Source organism: Janibacter sp. CoH_79_TC_3, from assembly GCF_058197955.1.
Genome location: NZ_JBXWIV010000017.1, coordinates 26,902 through 40,467 on the forward strand (window position 1 = coordinate 26,902; position 13,566 = coordinate 40,467).

13 protein-coding genes are annotated in these 13,566 nt (G+C 42.7%); 12 read left to right on the top strand and 1 reads right to left on the bottom strand.

Annotated features, from left to right (window positions below; translation table 11 throughout):
* The first annotated feature begins 12 nt into the window (after positions 1 to 12).
* The 8 genes from AC2FA3_RS12190 (at position 13) to AC2FA3_RS12225 (ending at position 8,972) form a co-directional block, all read left to right on the top strand.
* Positions 13 to 636, top strand: a complete 624-nt coding sequence (locus AC2FA3_RS12190) for a F0F1 ATP synthase subunit delta (protein WP_201545919.1) — start codon at positions 13 to 15, stop codon at positions 634 to 636.
* A gap of 90 nt (positions 637 to 726) precedes the next feature.
* Positions 727 to 2,271, top strand: a complete 1,545-nt coding sequence (gene atpA, locus AC2FA3_RS12195; protein WP_490509812.1) for a F0F1 ATP synthase subunit alpha — start codon at positions 727 to 729, stop codon at positions 2,269 to 2,271.
* Positions 2,272 to 2,517: 246 nt separating this feature from the next.
* A complete protein-coding gene (gene atpG, locus AC2FA3_RS12200) occupies positions 2,518 to 3,399 on the top strand; it encodes a F0F1 ATP synthase subunit gamma (protein ID WP_490509813.1) in 882 nt (293 codons plus the stop codon).
* Positions 3,400 to 3,449: 50 nt separating this feature from the next.
* Positions 3,450 to 4,883: a F0F1 ATP synthase subunit beta gene (atpD, locus tag AC2FA3_RS12205; protein WP_201545923.1), complete on the top strand. Its 1,434-nt coding sequence runs from the start codon at positions 3,450 to 3,452 to the stop codon at positions 4,881 to 4,883.
* A gap of 104 nt (positions 4,884 to 4,987) precedes the next feature.
* Positions 4,988 to 5,404 carry a F0F1 ATP synthase subunit epsilon gene (locus tag AC2FA3_RS12210; protein WP_149493092.1) on the top strand — a complete coding sequence of 139 codons (417 nt, stop codon included), beginning with the start codon at positions 4,988 to 4,990 and terminating at the stop codon, positions 5,402 to 5,404.
* Positions 5,405 to 6,077: 673 nt separating this feature from the next.
* Entirely contained in the window at positions 6,078 to 6,794 is a 717-nt protein-coding gene (locus AC2FA3_RS12215; protein ID WP_201545925.1) for a response regulator, read from the top strand.
* 228 nt (positions 6,795 to 7,022) lie between these two features.
* On the top strand, positions 7,023 to 8,708 hold the full coding sequence (locus AC2FA3_RS12220; protein ID WP_490509814.1) for an ATP-binding protein: 1,686 nt from the start codon (positions 7,023 to 7,025) through the stop codon (positions 8,706 to 8,708).
* A gap of 84 nt (positions 8,709 to 8,792) precedes the next feature.
* Positions 8,793 to 8,972, top strand: coding sequence for a hypothetical protein (locus tag AC2FA3_RS12225; RefSeq protein WP_201611573.1), 180 nt, complete (start codon positions 8,793 to 8,795; stop codon positions 8,970 to 8,972).
* A gap of 70 nt (positions 8,973 to 9,042) precedes the next feature.
* On the opposite strand, the gene AC2FA3_RS12230 is transcribed toward AC2FA3_RS12225, so the two are convergent.
* Positions 9,043 to 10,515, bottom strand: a complete 1,473-nt coding sequence (locus AC2FA3_RS12230) for an ATP-binding protein (RefSeq protein ID WP_490509816.1) — start codon at positions 10,513 to 10,515, stop codon at positions 9,043 to 9,045.
* Between the two features lie 430 nt (positions 10,516 to 10,945).
* On the opposite strand from AC2FA3_RS12230, the gene rpsP reads away from it, so the two are divergent.
* The 4 genes from rpsP (at position 10,946) to rplS (ending at position 13,451) form a co-directional block, all read left to right on the top strand.
* On the top strand, positions 10,946 to 11,215 hold the full coding sequence (gene rpsP, locus AC2FA3_RS12235; protein ID WP_010197931.1) for a 30S ribosomal protein S16: 270 nt from the start codon (positions 10,946 to 10,948) through the stop codon (positions 11,213 to 11,215).
* A gap of 195 nt (positions 11,216 to 11,410) precedes the next feature.
* Positions 11,411 to 11,944 (top strand): ribosome maturation factor RimM, encoded by a 534-nt coding sequence (gene rimM, locus AC2FA3_RS12240; protein WP_490509817.1) that lies wholly within the window; start codon positions 11,411 to 11,413, stop codon positions 11,942 to 11,944.
* A gap of 144 nt (positions 11,945 to 12,088) precedes the next feature.
* Positions 12,089 to 12,859: a tRNA (guanosine(37)-N1)-methyltransferase TrmD gene (trmD, locus tag AC2FA3_RS12245; RefSeq protein ID WP_490509819.1), complete on the top strand. Its 771-nt coding sequence runs from the start codon at positions 12,089 to 12,091 to the stop codon at positions 12,857 to 12,859.
* 199 nt (positions 12,860 to 13,058) lie between these two features.
* Positions 13,059 to 13,451, top strand: a complete 393-nt coding sequence (gene rplS / locus AC2FA3_RS12250; RefSeq protein ID WP_011281271.1) for a 50S ribosomal protein L19 — start codon at positions 13,059 to 13,061, stop codon at positions 13,449 to 13,451.
* Positions 13,452 to 13,566 lie beyond the last annotated feature (115 nt).

Genomic DNA, 13,566 nt, shown 5'->3' on the forward strand with positions numbered 1-13,566 from the left:
TGTGAGGATAACATGGCTGACTTATCAACCTTAGCACGACCATACGCTAAAGCCGCGTTTGACTATGCCAATGAAAACGGGGTAGTAAATGACTGGGAAAACTTCCTGTTCATTGCCGCTACCGTTGTCAATGACAAGTCGTTCAGTACTTGGCTAGACAATCCAGCTGTTTCTGCTGAGCATAAGTCAGCTGCTTTGGTCGATCTTTATGATACACAAGTAGCTAGCGCGAATGATTCTGCTTTTAAGCAGTTATTAGGTGAGACCCAAGGGGCTCGTCAAGACAGCAACGCCAGCTATCCAAAAGTATCAGTAGCATTTAGTAACTTCGTTAAACAGTTATCAGAGCAAGAGCGTCTGGCGCTGCTTCCTGAAGTTTATGAGCATTATCGCCGTCATAAGGCAGTAAGCTTAAAGCAGCTTGACGCTTATGTGACCTCTGCTTATCCATTAACCGATGCCCAGCGTGATACGCTGCAAGCACGTCTTGCTGCTTCGCTCAATGCGAGCGTGGTGATTCATGAATCGGTGGATCCAAGTCTCTTGGCAGGCGTTACGATCAAAGTCGGTGACAAAGTCATTGATGATTCGATGCGCGGCAAGTTACAACAGTTAAAAACACAGCTAACGGCCTAATGCCAATCGTCAACGCAGTTTATCAAGCTTGCGTGATATAAGAGCATTTACGTCAGTGGCGGGTTATCATAAATTAAAGGAAACAAGGCAATGCAACAATTGAATCCAGCGGAAATCAGTAACCTGATTAAGCAGCGCATTCAAGACCTTGATGCGGGTGCAACTGCAAAGAATGAAGGCACGATTGTCAAAGTATCTGACGGTATCGTGCAGATTCATGGTCTTGAAGATGCCATGTACGGCGAAATGATTGAGTTTGAAGGTGAAGTCTACGGAATGGCGCTTAACTTAGAGCGTGATTCGGTTGGCGCAGTAGTACTGGGTGACTTCCTAAAACTACAAGAAGGTCAAAAAGCCTATTGTACTGGTCGTATCCTTGAAGTTCCGGTAGGTCCTGAGTTGCTAGGTCGCGTTGTTGATGCTTTAGGTAACCCTATTGATGGCAAAGGTCCTATCAATGCAAAAATGACTGACAAAGTCGAGAAAATCGCCCCAGGCGTTATTGATCGTCAGTCAGTTGATCAGCCAGTCATGACTGGTTATAAATCTGTTGATACCATGATTCCAATCGGTCGTGGTCAGCGTGAACTTATCATTGGTGACCGTCAGACGGGTAAAACCGCGATGGCTATCGATGCGATCATTGCCCAGAAAGCTTCTGGTATTAAGTGTGTTTACGTGGCTATCGGTCAGAAACGTTCTACCATCGCCAACGTGGTACGTAAGCTTGAGCAAACTGGTGCATTAGAATATACGACGGTAGTCGTAGCTTCAGCGTCAGAGCCAGCAGCACTACAGTATATCGCACCGTACTCAGGTTGTACGATGGGCGAATACTTCCGTGACCGCGGCGAAGATGCGCTGATTGTTTTTGATGATTTATCAAAACAAGCGGTTGCTTATCGTCAGATTTCACTATTGCTACGCCGTCCGCCAGGTCGTGAAGCGTATCCTGGTGACGTATTCTATTTACACTCACGTTTACTTGAGCGTGCCTCACGTGTAAACGCGGCGTATGTAGAAAAATTCACCAATGGTGAAGTGGTTGGTAAAACCGGTTCTTTAACCGCGCTACCGATCATTGAAACCCAAGCCGGTGACGTATCTGCATTCGTACCAACCAACGTGATTTCAATTACTGATGGTCAGATCTTCTTAGAATCAAGCCTATTTAACTCAGGTATCCGTCCAGCAGTCAACGCTGGTATTTCGGTATCGCGTGTTGGTGGTGCTGCTCAGACTAAGATCATTAAGAAACTGTCTGGCGGTATTCGTACCGCTCTAGCTCAGTATCGTGAACTTGCTGCATTTGCTCAGTTTGCATCAGACCTTGATGACGCTACCCGCGAACAGCTTGACCATGGTGAGCGTGTGACTGAACTGATGAAACAGAAACAGTATCAGCCAATGTCTATCTCTGAGCAAGCCGCAGTTATTTATGCGTCAAACGAAGGCTTCTTAGCAGACGTTCAAGTTGAAAAAATCGGTTCTTTTGAAGAAGCTTACTTACGCTATATGCATGATGAGCAAGCTGACTTAATGAAAGAGATTGATGACACTGCGAATTATAACGATGATATCGCAGGTCGTTTAAAGTCATCTTTAGAGACTTTTAAACAAAATCACAGTTATTAATTTAACGGGTTAAGCCAGTTTTGTTGTGGCTTTAGTGTTAGAGCTCATGAAGTGGCGCGTTGTCTGATAAGCTTTTTATTAAGACAGTAGCGCCACTTTAGTCACAACTCATGGTCTATGGTTGCGTCATGTCACAAGATATTAAAATATTTAAACAATGATAGATCGTTAATAAGAACACCGTTTTATATTAAAATATTGTTGCATGTGCCAATGCTTTTTTAACCCTCTTATATTGGAATCATTATGGCAAACTTAAAAGAAATACGTGCCAAAGTCACCAGTATTCAAAGCACCCAGAAAATTACTCGCGCTATGCAAATGGTAGCGGCTAGTAAAATGCGCCGTGCCCAAGAGCGCATGGAAGTGGGTCGCCCGTATGCTGATAGTATGCGCCGGGTTATTTCGCATTTGGTGCATGCCTCATCCGATTATAAACATCCGTATATGGTAAGCCGTCCAGTCAATAGAGTTGGCTATATCGTCATCACATCTGACCGCGGTCTAGCGGGTGGTTTAAATATTAATTTATTTAAAGCATTAACAAAGAATATCCAGCAATACCAAGACCAGTCTGTACAAGCTGAATTTGCCGTGATTGGTTCTAAAGGTGTCAGTTTCTTTAAAAACTTTGGTGGCAAGGTCACTGCAGCGGTTACTGATTATGGTGATAAACCTACTTTTGAGCAGATAAACTCACCGGTTCAAGCGATGCTTGATGATTATACGAACGGTAAAATAGACCGCATTTATGTGGTTTATAATAAGTTCGTCAATGCAATGACGCAACAGCCAACGGTCAATCAGTTGGTACCTTTACCAGAGAGTGCGTTTGGTGAAGAAGAAAGCGGCATTCAAACAGAACTGAGCTGGGATTATATCTACGAGCCTGATATCAAAACATTGATTGATGAGTTGCTAGGGCGTTATATTGAGTCTATCGTCTATCAAGCGGTAATGGAAAACATTGCCTCTGAGCAGTCCTCACGTATGGTTGCGATGAAAGCGGCGACAGATAATGCTGGCGACCTAATTAACGATTTACAGTTGGTTTATAACAAGCTGCGTCAAGCGGCGATTACACGAGAAATCTCGGAAATCGTTGGCGGTGCTGCTGCTGTTTCATAATTGAAACCCTTTATAAAACCCACTATATACAGAATTTCCAGGAGAACGCAATGAGTAGCGGTCGTATTGTACAGATTATTGGCGCGGTTCTTGACGTTGAGTTTAACCGTAACGAAGTACCTAAGATTTTTGATGCTTTGCTAGTTGATGGCACCGAAACTACTTTAGAAGTACAGCAACAGCTGGGTGATGGCATCGTACGTACGATTGCTATGGGTTCTACTGAAGGACTCAAGCGTAACCTACCGGTTACTAATACTGGTGGCCCAATTTCTGTGCCAGTCGGTATCGGTACGCTAGGTCGTATCATGGATGTTCTTGGTCGCCCTATCGATGAAGAAGGTCCAGTAGAAGCCTCTGAGCGCTGGTCAATCCACCGCGAAGCGCCAAGCTATGCAGAACAATCAAACAGTACTGAACTTTTAGAGACTGGTATTAAAGTAATCGATTTACTTTGCCCGTTTGCTAAAGGTGGTAAAGTTGGTCTGTTTGGTGGTGCTGGTGTTGGTAAAACCGTTAACATGATGGAATTGATCAACAACATCGCGCTTAAGCACGAAGGTCTATCCGTATTTGCTGGTGTTGGTGAGCGTACGCGTGAAGGAAATGACTTCTATCACGAAATGCAAGAAGCTGGCGTTGTAAACACTGAAGACTTTAGCAAATCTAAAGTTGCGATGGTATATGGTCAGATGAATGAGCCACCGGGTAACCGTTTACGTGTTGCACTGTCTGGTTTGACCATGGCTGAGTACTTCCGTGATACTAAAGATCCTGCTACTGGCAAAGGTCGTGACGTATTGCTATTTGTTGATAACATCTACCGTTATACACTAGCCGGTACTGAAGTATCAGCACTACTAGGTCGTATGCCATCAGCGGTTGGTTATCAGCCAACACTAGCTGAAGAGATGGGTATGCTGCAAGAGCGTATTACCTCTACGCAATCAGGCTCTATTACTTCGGTACAAGCGGTATATGTCCCTGCGGATGACTTGACGGATCCATCACCTGCTACTACTTTTGCTCACTTGGATGCGACAGTCGTACTAAGCCGTGATATCGCGTCACAAGGTATTTATCCTGCGGTTGATCCACTAGATTCTACCTCACGTCAGTTAGATCCATTGGTTATCGGTGAAGAGCATTACAACGTTGCTCGTGGTGTTCAGGAAGTTCTACAGCGCTATAAAGAGCTAAAAGACATCATCGCGATTTTGGGTATGGATGAGTTATCAGAAGAAGATAAACTGGTTGTTTATCGTGCACGTAAGATTCAGCGTTTCTTATCACAGCCATTCCACGTTGCTGAAGTCTTCACTGGAGCACCTGGTAAATATGTACCACTACGCGATACTATTGCTAGCTTTAAAGCAATCATCGCTGGTGAATATGACAGCTTACCAGAGCAAGCATTCTACATGGCTGGTGGCATTGACGAAGTAGTAGCTAAAGCTGAAAAAATGAAGTCTTCTGCAGCGTAAGTTGTATCCGTATTAACTAACGAGTAGGTATAATATAAATCTTATATCTACTCCTAAGTAATGCATCGCAGTTTTGATCGCGCTTTGATAGTAAGGAATTAAGTATGGCAACATTACAATGTCGCGTCGTAAGTGCTCGTGAAGAGTTGTATTCAGGCGAAATTAGCATGTTAATAGCTAGTGGTACCGAAGGCGAGATTGGTATATTGCCAGGTCACACTCCGCTTATTACTTTGCTAAAGCCTGGCGCAATGCGCGTACAAACTCCTAACGGTGAAGAAGAAGTGATTTATGTTTCAGGTGGCGTGTTAGAAGTACAACCTAAAATGGTTACCGTACTTGCTGACACTGCTATGCGTGCACACAACCTTGACGAAAGTAAAATCGTTGAAGCACGTAAAAAGGCTGAGCAGATGCTGGTCAACCAATCTGATACCGTACAAACCAATGCTGCCTTGGCATCATTGGCGGAATCAGTCGCCCAGCTCCAGACTATCCGTAAGTACAAAAACCGTGCTTAGTATTATGCTTTGTAGCAAAGGTTAACGTCTTTCTTTAATTCTTGCGCCAATAATAAAAAAAACAGTCCATCATGGGCTGTTTTTTTATGCCTGTTCTTCCAATATCTAATTGTTTAATACCTGCTTTTTTAATAGCTAGCATTTTAGCTATTAACGTTTTATTTTTCTTAAAAACTAAACATTAGCTATCTGAAAAGCTATTAGGTCATTAGGCATTTATCCATAACTAAACTAATTTTTATTAAATGCTAGAAAAGTCACTAGCGACAACCGTGATATATGGTTATATTAGGGATTAGAAAGTAAATTTTTAGTGGTTAAACTCAATCAGGTTTTCTTGTATTTTTACTTTGCTGATTTTTGACGTCATGGTTAAGCTACAATAGAACCACTATTATTATATAAAATTTATCTTATGCCCTTTTATGATGATAAAGGGTATAATTTTTGGACGCAAACTAACGTTTTAATGGAGGTAGTTTATAGGTTTTGTTACCAACTATAAGCTATAGTATAGGAAGCTGTGTGTTTAATAGTATACTGTGCTACCAAGTTTGTAACAGCTATACAAACATCGATTGCATTAGCTTACGGATCGATTAAGTTACGGTGCTATTAATTTACCGCTCTTACTTTTACTGTTTTTAAATTAGATGTATTAGAGGATATAACAATGACAACGAATGACGAAGACAACACCCCCCGAATCTTGATTGTTGAGGATGACGAGCGCCTAGCTATGTTGACCCAAGATTACTTGGTTAAGAATGGTCTAGAGGTAGCTATTGAAACGGATGGTAATCGTGCCATTCGCCGTATTGTCAGCGAACAACCAGATTTGGTCGTACTTGATGTCATGCTTCCTGGTAGTGATGGGCTGACGGTTTGCCGTGAAGTTCGTCCACATTTCCATAACCCGATTTTGATGTTGACTGCGCGCACAGAAGATATGGATCAAGTATTGGGTCTTGAAATGGGCGCTGATGATTATGTTGCCAAACCTGCGCAGCCACGCGTATTGCTCGCGCGTATTCGTGCGTTATTACGTCGCTCAGAAAACGCGCCATCTGAAGACGTGCCACAGCGTTTAGAATTCGGTGAGTTGGTTATCGATAACGGTGGGCGTTCAGTCAACCTTGGCGATGAGCTGGTTGATTTTACCAGTGCGGAATATGATTTGTTATGGTTACTAGCTTCTAACGCTGGTCGTATCTTGTCACGTGAAGATATCTTTGAGCGTCTACGCGGTATCGAATATGATGGTCAAGATCGCTCGATTGACGTACGTATCTCACGTATTCGTCCAAAAATCGGTGATGATCCAGAGAACCCTAAACGTATCAAAACGGTCCGTAGTAAAGGTTATTTGTTCGTTAAAGAAGGCAATTAATATTTCGTAGTAGATGTAAATATTTAGTCTGCATAAGTTTCTTATAAAAAACCAGCTGAATGCTGGTTTTTTATGGTTTAAATTTTAATTTTTGAACTTAAATGCTGCGTTATGTGGTTTAATTGAGCGATAATTATCGTTGTAAATTAAATGAGTCTCATATAAATAGTGCAGCAAATATTTAGCATTCATTAATATTTTTTCTTTATTAGGTTGGTCACGGCACGTATGTCATTAGTTTCTTCTCTTAAACACAGTATCTTTGTTCGTATTTATGCCGGACTCTTAATCGTCTGTTTGTGCGTGGCATTATTTGCCCAGTTATTGATGGATACCATTAATAAAGAACGCGTCCAGTCTTACCGTGAAAATATGGCAACGGGTGCATTTCATATCGTCAGTGAAGGCATTGCTCACCAAGAGAGTGAATCGCAGCGTGAGTATTGGTTGTCTGACGCTAGTAGTTTGTTTGGTGCAGAATTCAGCATTGTACCGATTGATAAAATAGATTTTAATGCCAGTGAGCTGCGTCGTTTTGAGAAAGGTAATACCGTCGTTCGCTATATTGACCAACCGGTTTATGCCGATGTCTATTATGGCTTACCAGACAATCAAAATATTTTAACAGCGCGTATCACCCAAGTGACTGAGCAGCAAGTACGGGCGATAGCTGTATTTTTACTCGATGATTTATCTTATCATGCAACCTTATCCGATAAACGTTCGCGTTTGGCGCAGTTAGAAGAGAAATTTGCTTTTCCTTTAGAGTTTAGAGCAGTCAATACGCTCAATTTAGATCCTGATCAGATGGCACGTTTGCGCCGCGATGAGGTGGTCATCTTATTACAAGATACCAATACCAGTAAGAGCAACTCGTCGATTACGGTCGTTGTGCCCTCTGAAATCAATGATATGGCGATTTTAATTGGTCCGGTACCGCTGTTTAATTGGTTCCCGCTGAATTTGATTATTAGTATGATTTTGATCAGTATGTTCTTAATCAGCTTGGGTGTTTATGCGCTTATTTTCCCGCTCGAACGCAAATTGCAACTGATTCAAGTGGGTGTTAACGAGGTTAGTAAAGGCAATCTTGATATTAACGTACAGGTTATCGGGCAAGATGAAATTGCGCGTTTATCCGCGACCTTCAATGCGATGACGGCGCATATTAAGCGATTAATAGAATCGCAACGCGAGCTGACGCGGGCGGTATCGCATGAGCTGCGTACACCGGTGGCGCGTATTCGTTTTGCGGTCGACATGCTGGCCGATACTGATGATGAAGACTCACGCTTTATGCAGCGCGATTATATTGATGAAGATATCGAAGCGCTGAATGGTTTGATTGATGAGATGTTAACTTACGCCAAGCTAGAAGAGGGCTCGCCAAAGCTAGATTTGGAGCCAGTAAATCTGCGTGAATTGCTTGAGCAAATCGAGCGTGAGACCAATGCTTTAGGCAAACCTATCAAGATAGTGACCAACTTGCCCAACGCTAAAGTAACAGCGGTTGCCGATAGACGTTATCTGCATCGGGTGATTCAGAATTTAGCCGGTAATGCCTTACGCTATGCTGAGAGTACCATTATCATTAGTGCTGGGATCAGAAAGGGCAATGCCTTTGTCAGTGTTGAAGATGACGGTCATGGTATACCTGAAGCCGATCGTGAAAAAGTCTTTATTCCATTTTCACGCTTAGACGATAGTCGCACCCGAGCATCAGGTGGCTATGGTTTAGGCTTGTCTATTGTGTCGCGTATTGCCTTTTGGTTTAATGGTAATATGAAAGTGGATGAGAGCCGTGAGCTTGGTGGTGCAAGATTTGTCATGACTTGGCCAATTAAACCTTTGACCCAAGTCCTTGCCGCCGATGAGATTACCCAAGAGAAAAGCGCCCGCGATTTTGATGCTTAATCTTTTTTTATGATGATAGTTAAATGAGTATTGATGGTTTGTTGAATTTATTGAAATCAGCTTAATAATAGAGGATAGCAAAGGATGCCGTATTTATTTGGTGGTTTGGTAGTATTGAACGCAGCAGCGCTCGGTTATTATTTATTTTTACAACAGCCGACCAGCACAGAGACGCTAAAGGCCGCGCAGGATGAAATAACTCAACCTTTAGCCTTTACCAATAGTGCTGAGTATATTCCGCCTGTCATTGGTACTAGAAAGTAGGTTTTTTTAAGCTTTATAAGTGCTAATTGCTAATTGTCCGAATCTGGTCTTGTCTGCTATTCGTTATTATTTACGGATTATTAATACTATCAGCAGCGATAGATGAGTTATCGCTGTCGATATCCAATGACGGCTCACCTGCAACTTTAGAGATGAGTGGGATACGGACACAAACTTGTAGTCCGCCATCTGGATGATTAATCGCTTCAACTGTTCCATGATGCAAGCGCGCGATACGGTCGACAATCGCCAGACCTAAACCACTACCTTGCGTGGTACGGGCTGATTCACCACGTTCAAACGGTTGCATAACACGCTCTAACTGGTCTTCTGCGACCCCATCACCACAGTCACGCACACATATCACTAATTGCTCTTTTGCTTCTTTATTGACCTCGTTTTCAGTCACCACATCGCTGTCTTCTACTACTGTTTTTTCTATAAAGGTTGGTACGACGGTCGCTGATAAATAAATCGGTGCTTTGCCATAACGCTTGGCATTATTAACCAAATTGATAACCAAACGCTTAATAGACATCGGCCTGATAGGAACCATTTTTTGACATTCGGACTGGTAGATAAATTCCAGCGGCGCAAATTGCACCATGATCTCATTAAAGATGGTATCTAAATTGGTCAGGCGTACTGGCTCATCGGAGCCGTCTTTCATAAATGAGATAAACTGCTCTAAAATGGCATCCATATCTTCGATATCATAAATCAAACCTTCACGAAAAAAATCATCAGGTAGCATCTCAGCGGTCAAACGCATACGGGTTAACGGCGTACGTAAATCGTGTGAAATACCCGCTAGCATAATTGTCCGCTCTTTTTGTGCTTGATTGAGGGTGGTAAATAAGCGGTTAAAGGCCATATTAACTTGGCGTATTTCAGTCGGCCCGTTATGGGTGGGTAGGGTAGTGGCATTACCCAAACGGATATAGTTGGTCGCCGCCCGCTGCAAATACCTCAAAGGACGATTTAATTGCCGCGCCAATAAAATAATGGTTAGCAAGGTCAAAATAGGCAAACCTACTAAAAATAACCATAATAGCGCTGGGCTATACTGCGAGTAGTACACCACCGGTTCGCGAACCCAAAAGCTGGTATCACGGCTGTCTTGCACCCACAGCTGAGGGGTCGGTTTAAACTTAAAATAAACCTCAACCGGACGACCCAACTGCGCGCCAATTTCACGTTGCAATACATCAGTGAACACGCCAACAAAGGCTTTATCTTCTATGGTCGGGAAATCGCTGGGATTATTGACCACCACCACATGTGAATGCTGATAAATCCATTGCCGCACAGCAGGGTCATGTTTCCAGTCTTGATTGACGCTGTGCATCAAACGTAATTCGCTGGTCAGATAGCGCGCATGATTTTTAAGCTCGGGTAAATACAGACTACGCCAAAAAAACAAAATCGATACCCCGACACTGATAATGACAATAAACGCCACCATTAAAGTGGTCAGCCAAGTATTGGAGTAAGAGCGTGCAAGCCGACCTTTGCGCCGAGGTTGCGATTTTGGTGTAATCATAGCAGTCCAAAAGGTTGAGCAAAATATTTATAAGATAAGTTTTTAAGAATCACCTATAAACATAGCGTTTTTTATTGAGTTTGACATATAAAAAGTATAACGTTATTCAGTATGACAAGCCTACGGTTTAAAGCCTTATAAAGCAGCTTTTTTGGCTGTGCGGTTCAATAATAGGGTTTGGTCTTAGCGTTTGCTTGTAGGATAGCATAATCAAATAATGTGGTTGTTGGCTTTATCGATAGAATTGGTAGCCGATTTAATAGGGTCAAGCCTAATAAATTGACCACGAATTATGAATTATGTTTTACATGCCTTGCTATTTAAGCTATTGTTAATAAATAATTAAATAAGCACAGTTTATGTTTTCAATAAAACAAGACTGTGATATAATTATGCCCTTTTTGGTATACCTGCGAAAGAGAGAATTCACATGGTTGTTATTCGTTTAGCACGGGGCGGTGCCAAGAAACGCCCATTTTATCAAGTAGTTGTTGCTGATCAACGCCGCGCGCGTGACGGTCGCTACATTGAAAACATCGGCTTTTTTAACCCACTCGCTAAAGAGTCTGAAGAAGCAGTACGCCTAAATATGGAAGCGTACAATGCGTGGATCGCTAAAGGTGCACAACCTTCAGATCGCGTTGCTTCATTAGCAAAAGCTTATAACAAGTCTGTAGCTCAAACTGAAGCAACTGCTTAAGTTTCAGCTACTAAGTACTGATAGCGTGATGTTCACGTTTATTGGTCGGCTTTAGAAAACATAGCGTAACTGGTCTGACCAGGGTGCGCCATTAACTGTTTATTACTTTTGATTGCGTTTATCGCTTTTGATTGAACTGTATTCAGCGCCGCGTTTTTAATCATTGCTGTTTTAGTCATTGTTAGGTTAGCCGTTATGTCATCTGTTCCAAACGCTAGTGCACTTATGAAAATCGGTCAGCTAAAGAAGCCTTATGGCATTAAAGGCTGGCTGTGGGTATTTAGTGATACGGATGATCGTACGGCAATATTTGACATGCAGCCTTGGTGGATGAAAACTGCTACTGGCATGAAGCCTTTGACCGTAAAGGCTTGGCGTGAGCAAGGGACAGGTATTGTCGCTCAATTTGAGCAAATTCCTGACCGTAACCTTGCTGAGACCATGAATGGGGTAACCCTTTGGGTCGAACAAAACGTTTTGCCAGAAACAGCGGAAGACGAATATTATTGGTCGGATTTGGTCAGCTTGCGCGTGATGAACGAGCAAGGTGAGTATTTAGGCACTATCACTGAAATGTTTGAAACCGGTGCCCATGACATCATGCGTGTAACGGCAAATTCAGACAGTTTGGATAAAGAAGAGCGCCTGATACCTTGGCATAAGCAGACAGTGATTGCAGTCAATATGGCTGAGAAAACCGTGCTTGTGGCATGGCCAAGTGATTATTAATAAGCGATTATTAATCAGTAATGGTTAATAATTAATTATTAAGACAAGTTTTGGTGAGATAAGCTTCGGCTTTATCGTTAAAGGTTGTTGATAGTCACACCGATTTATTTAGCCACTGTTATCCATTGTGCAAGTAGACATCCGATGTATTTTGCCGTGATTAGTATTTTTCCTGAAATGTTTGCCACGATTCGTGAGTTTGGAATCACGGGACGGGCAGTCACTCAGGAACAAGTCACGATTGAATGCATCAATCCGCGTGATTATACCACTGATAATTATCGCCGTATTGATGAGCGCCCGTATGGTGGTGGTCCTGGCATGGTGATGATGGCTGAGCCATTATCCCAAGCGATTGAGGATGCGCGCCTACGAGCCAGTCAGCACGGTTGCCGTGTCGATAGTGCGCATTGTCCGGTGATATATATGTCACCACAAGGCAAGACGCTCAGTGAAAGTAGTGTGGTCAGCATGACTGAGTATGACGGCATGATTTTATTATGTGGTCGTTACGAAGGTATTGATGAGCGCTTACTGTCGCAGTATGTCGATATGGAGATATCGCTCGGTGATTATGTCTTAACGGGTGGTGAGCTACCAGCCATGGTTCTGATGGATAGTGTGATACGTCGTCTGCCTGATATTATGGGCGATGACAAGTCAGCTGAGCAAGACTCATTTGTCGATGGCTTGCTTGATTGTCCACATTATACTAAGCCGCATGAGTTTGCGGGTATGGCGGTTCCTGAAGTATTACTTTCAGGTCATCATGCCAATATCGCTAAGTGGCGCTTTAGCCAACAAGTCGAACGTACGCAAACGCGGCGTCCAGACTTATGGCAAGCGTTTACGCCAACGGTAGAGCAAGCAAAGTGGCTCAAAGCATTGGCTAAAGCAGATAAAAAGCAGCGTTAATAGCGGTTGAAAAAATAAACAGTTAAGAAATAAAATTTTGAGCAGTAATAAAACGAGTCATAGCATAATGGCCGTTTGTCATAACCCATTTACGTTGTAGTTATTATTAATCAAAGATATTAATAATAGCTATGATTAATTATTACAAACAGGTGATATGCGTCAAGCCTCTATTATCTAATGTGAGGAGATAACTCTCATGAGCAACAAGCATCCATTGGTTCAGGTCATCGAAAATGCTCAATTGATTGAGCGCCCAAGCTTTGCACCCGGCGATACCGTTGTGGTTCAAGTAAAAGTACGTGAAGGTGAGCGTGAGCGTTTACAGGCTTTTGAAGGCGTTGTAATTGCTAAGCGTAACCGCGGTTTAAACTCAGCGTTTACCGTACGTAAAATCTCAAGCGGTGTTGGCGTTGAGCGTGCATTCCAATTGCATTCACCAATCATCGATAGCATCGAAGTGAAACGCCGTGGCGCTGTTCGCCGTGCGAAACTATACTACTTACGTGAGCGCTCTGGTAAATCAGCACGTATCCGCGAGAAGCTTGCTCCGCGTGCACCTAAAGTTGTTAAGCCAAAAGCTGACGCTTAAATTATATCCAGTATCTGCTTTTAAGCATTGTGCTTAAAATTACTTTATTGCGGAGCCGTCTATTATGCGATTCGGCAATAAAGAGTAAGCAGATACAAGCCCTTATTCATAGGTT

Coding starts and splice junctions, on each gene's coding strand:
- trmD (WP_490509819.1), top strand. CDS start 12,089: ATGTATTTTGCCGTGATTAGTATTTTTCCTGAAATGTTTGCCACGATT.
- atpG (WP_490509813.1), top strand. CDS start 2,518: ATGGCAAACTTAAAAGAAATACGTGCCAAAGTCACCAGTATTCAAAGC.
- AC2FA3_RS12210 (WP_149493092.1), top strand. CDS start 4,988: ATGGCAACATTACAATGTCGCGTCGTAAGTGCTCGTGAAGAGTTGTAT.
- AC2FA3_RS12230 (WP_490509816.1), bottom strand. CDS start 10,515: ATGATTACACCAAAATCGCAACCTCGGCGCAAAGGTCGGCTTGCACGC.
- atpD (WP_201545923.1), top strand. CDS start 3,450: ATGAGTAGCGGTCGTATTGTACAGATTATTGGCGCGGTTCTTGACGTT.
- AC2FA3_RS12215 (WP_201545925.1), top strand. CDS start 6,078: ATGACAACGAATGACGAAGACAACACCCCCCGAATCTTGATTGTTGAG.
- atpA (WP_490509812.1), top strand. CDS start 727: ATGCAACAATTGAATCCAGCGGAAATCAGTAACCTGATTAAGCAGCGC.
- rplS (WP_011281271.1), top strand. CDS start 13,059: ATGAGCAACAAGCATCCATTGGTTCAGGTCATCGAAAATGCTCAATTG.
- AC2FA3_RS12225 (WP_201611573.1), top strand. CDS start 8,793: ATGCCGTATTTATTTGGTGGTTTGGTAGTATTGAACGCAGCAGCGCTC.
- rimM (WP_490509817.1), top strand. CDS start 11,411: ATGTCATCTGTTCCAAACGCTAGTGCACTTATGAAAATCGGTCAGCTA.
- rpsP (WP_010197931.1), top strand. CDS start 10,946: ATGGTTGTTATTCGTTTAGCACGGGGCGGTGCCAAGAAACGCCCATTT.
- AC2FA3_RS12220 (WP_490509814.1), top strand. CDS start 7,023: ATGTCATTAGTTTCTTCTCTTAAACACAGTATCTTTGTTCGTATTTAT.
- AC2FA3_RS12190 (WP_201545919.1), top strand. CDS start 13: ATGGCTGACTTATCAACCTTAGCACGACCATACGCTAAAGCCGCGTTT.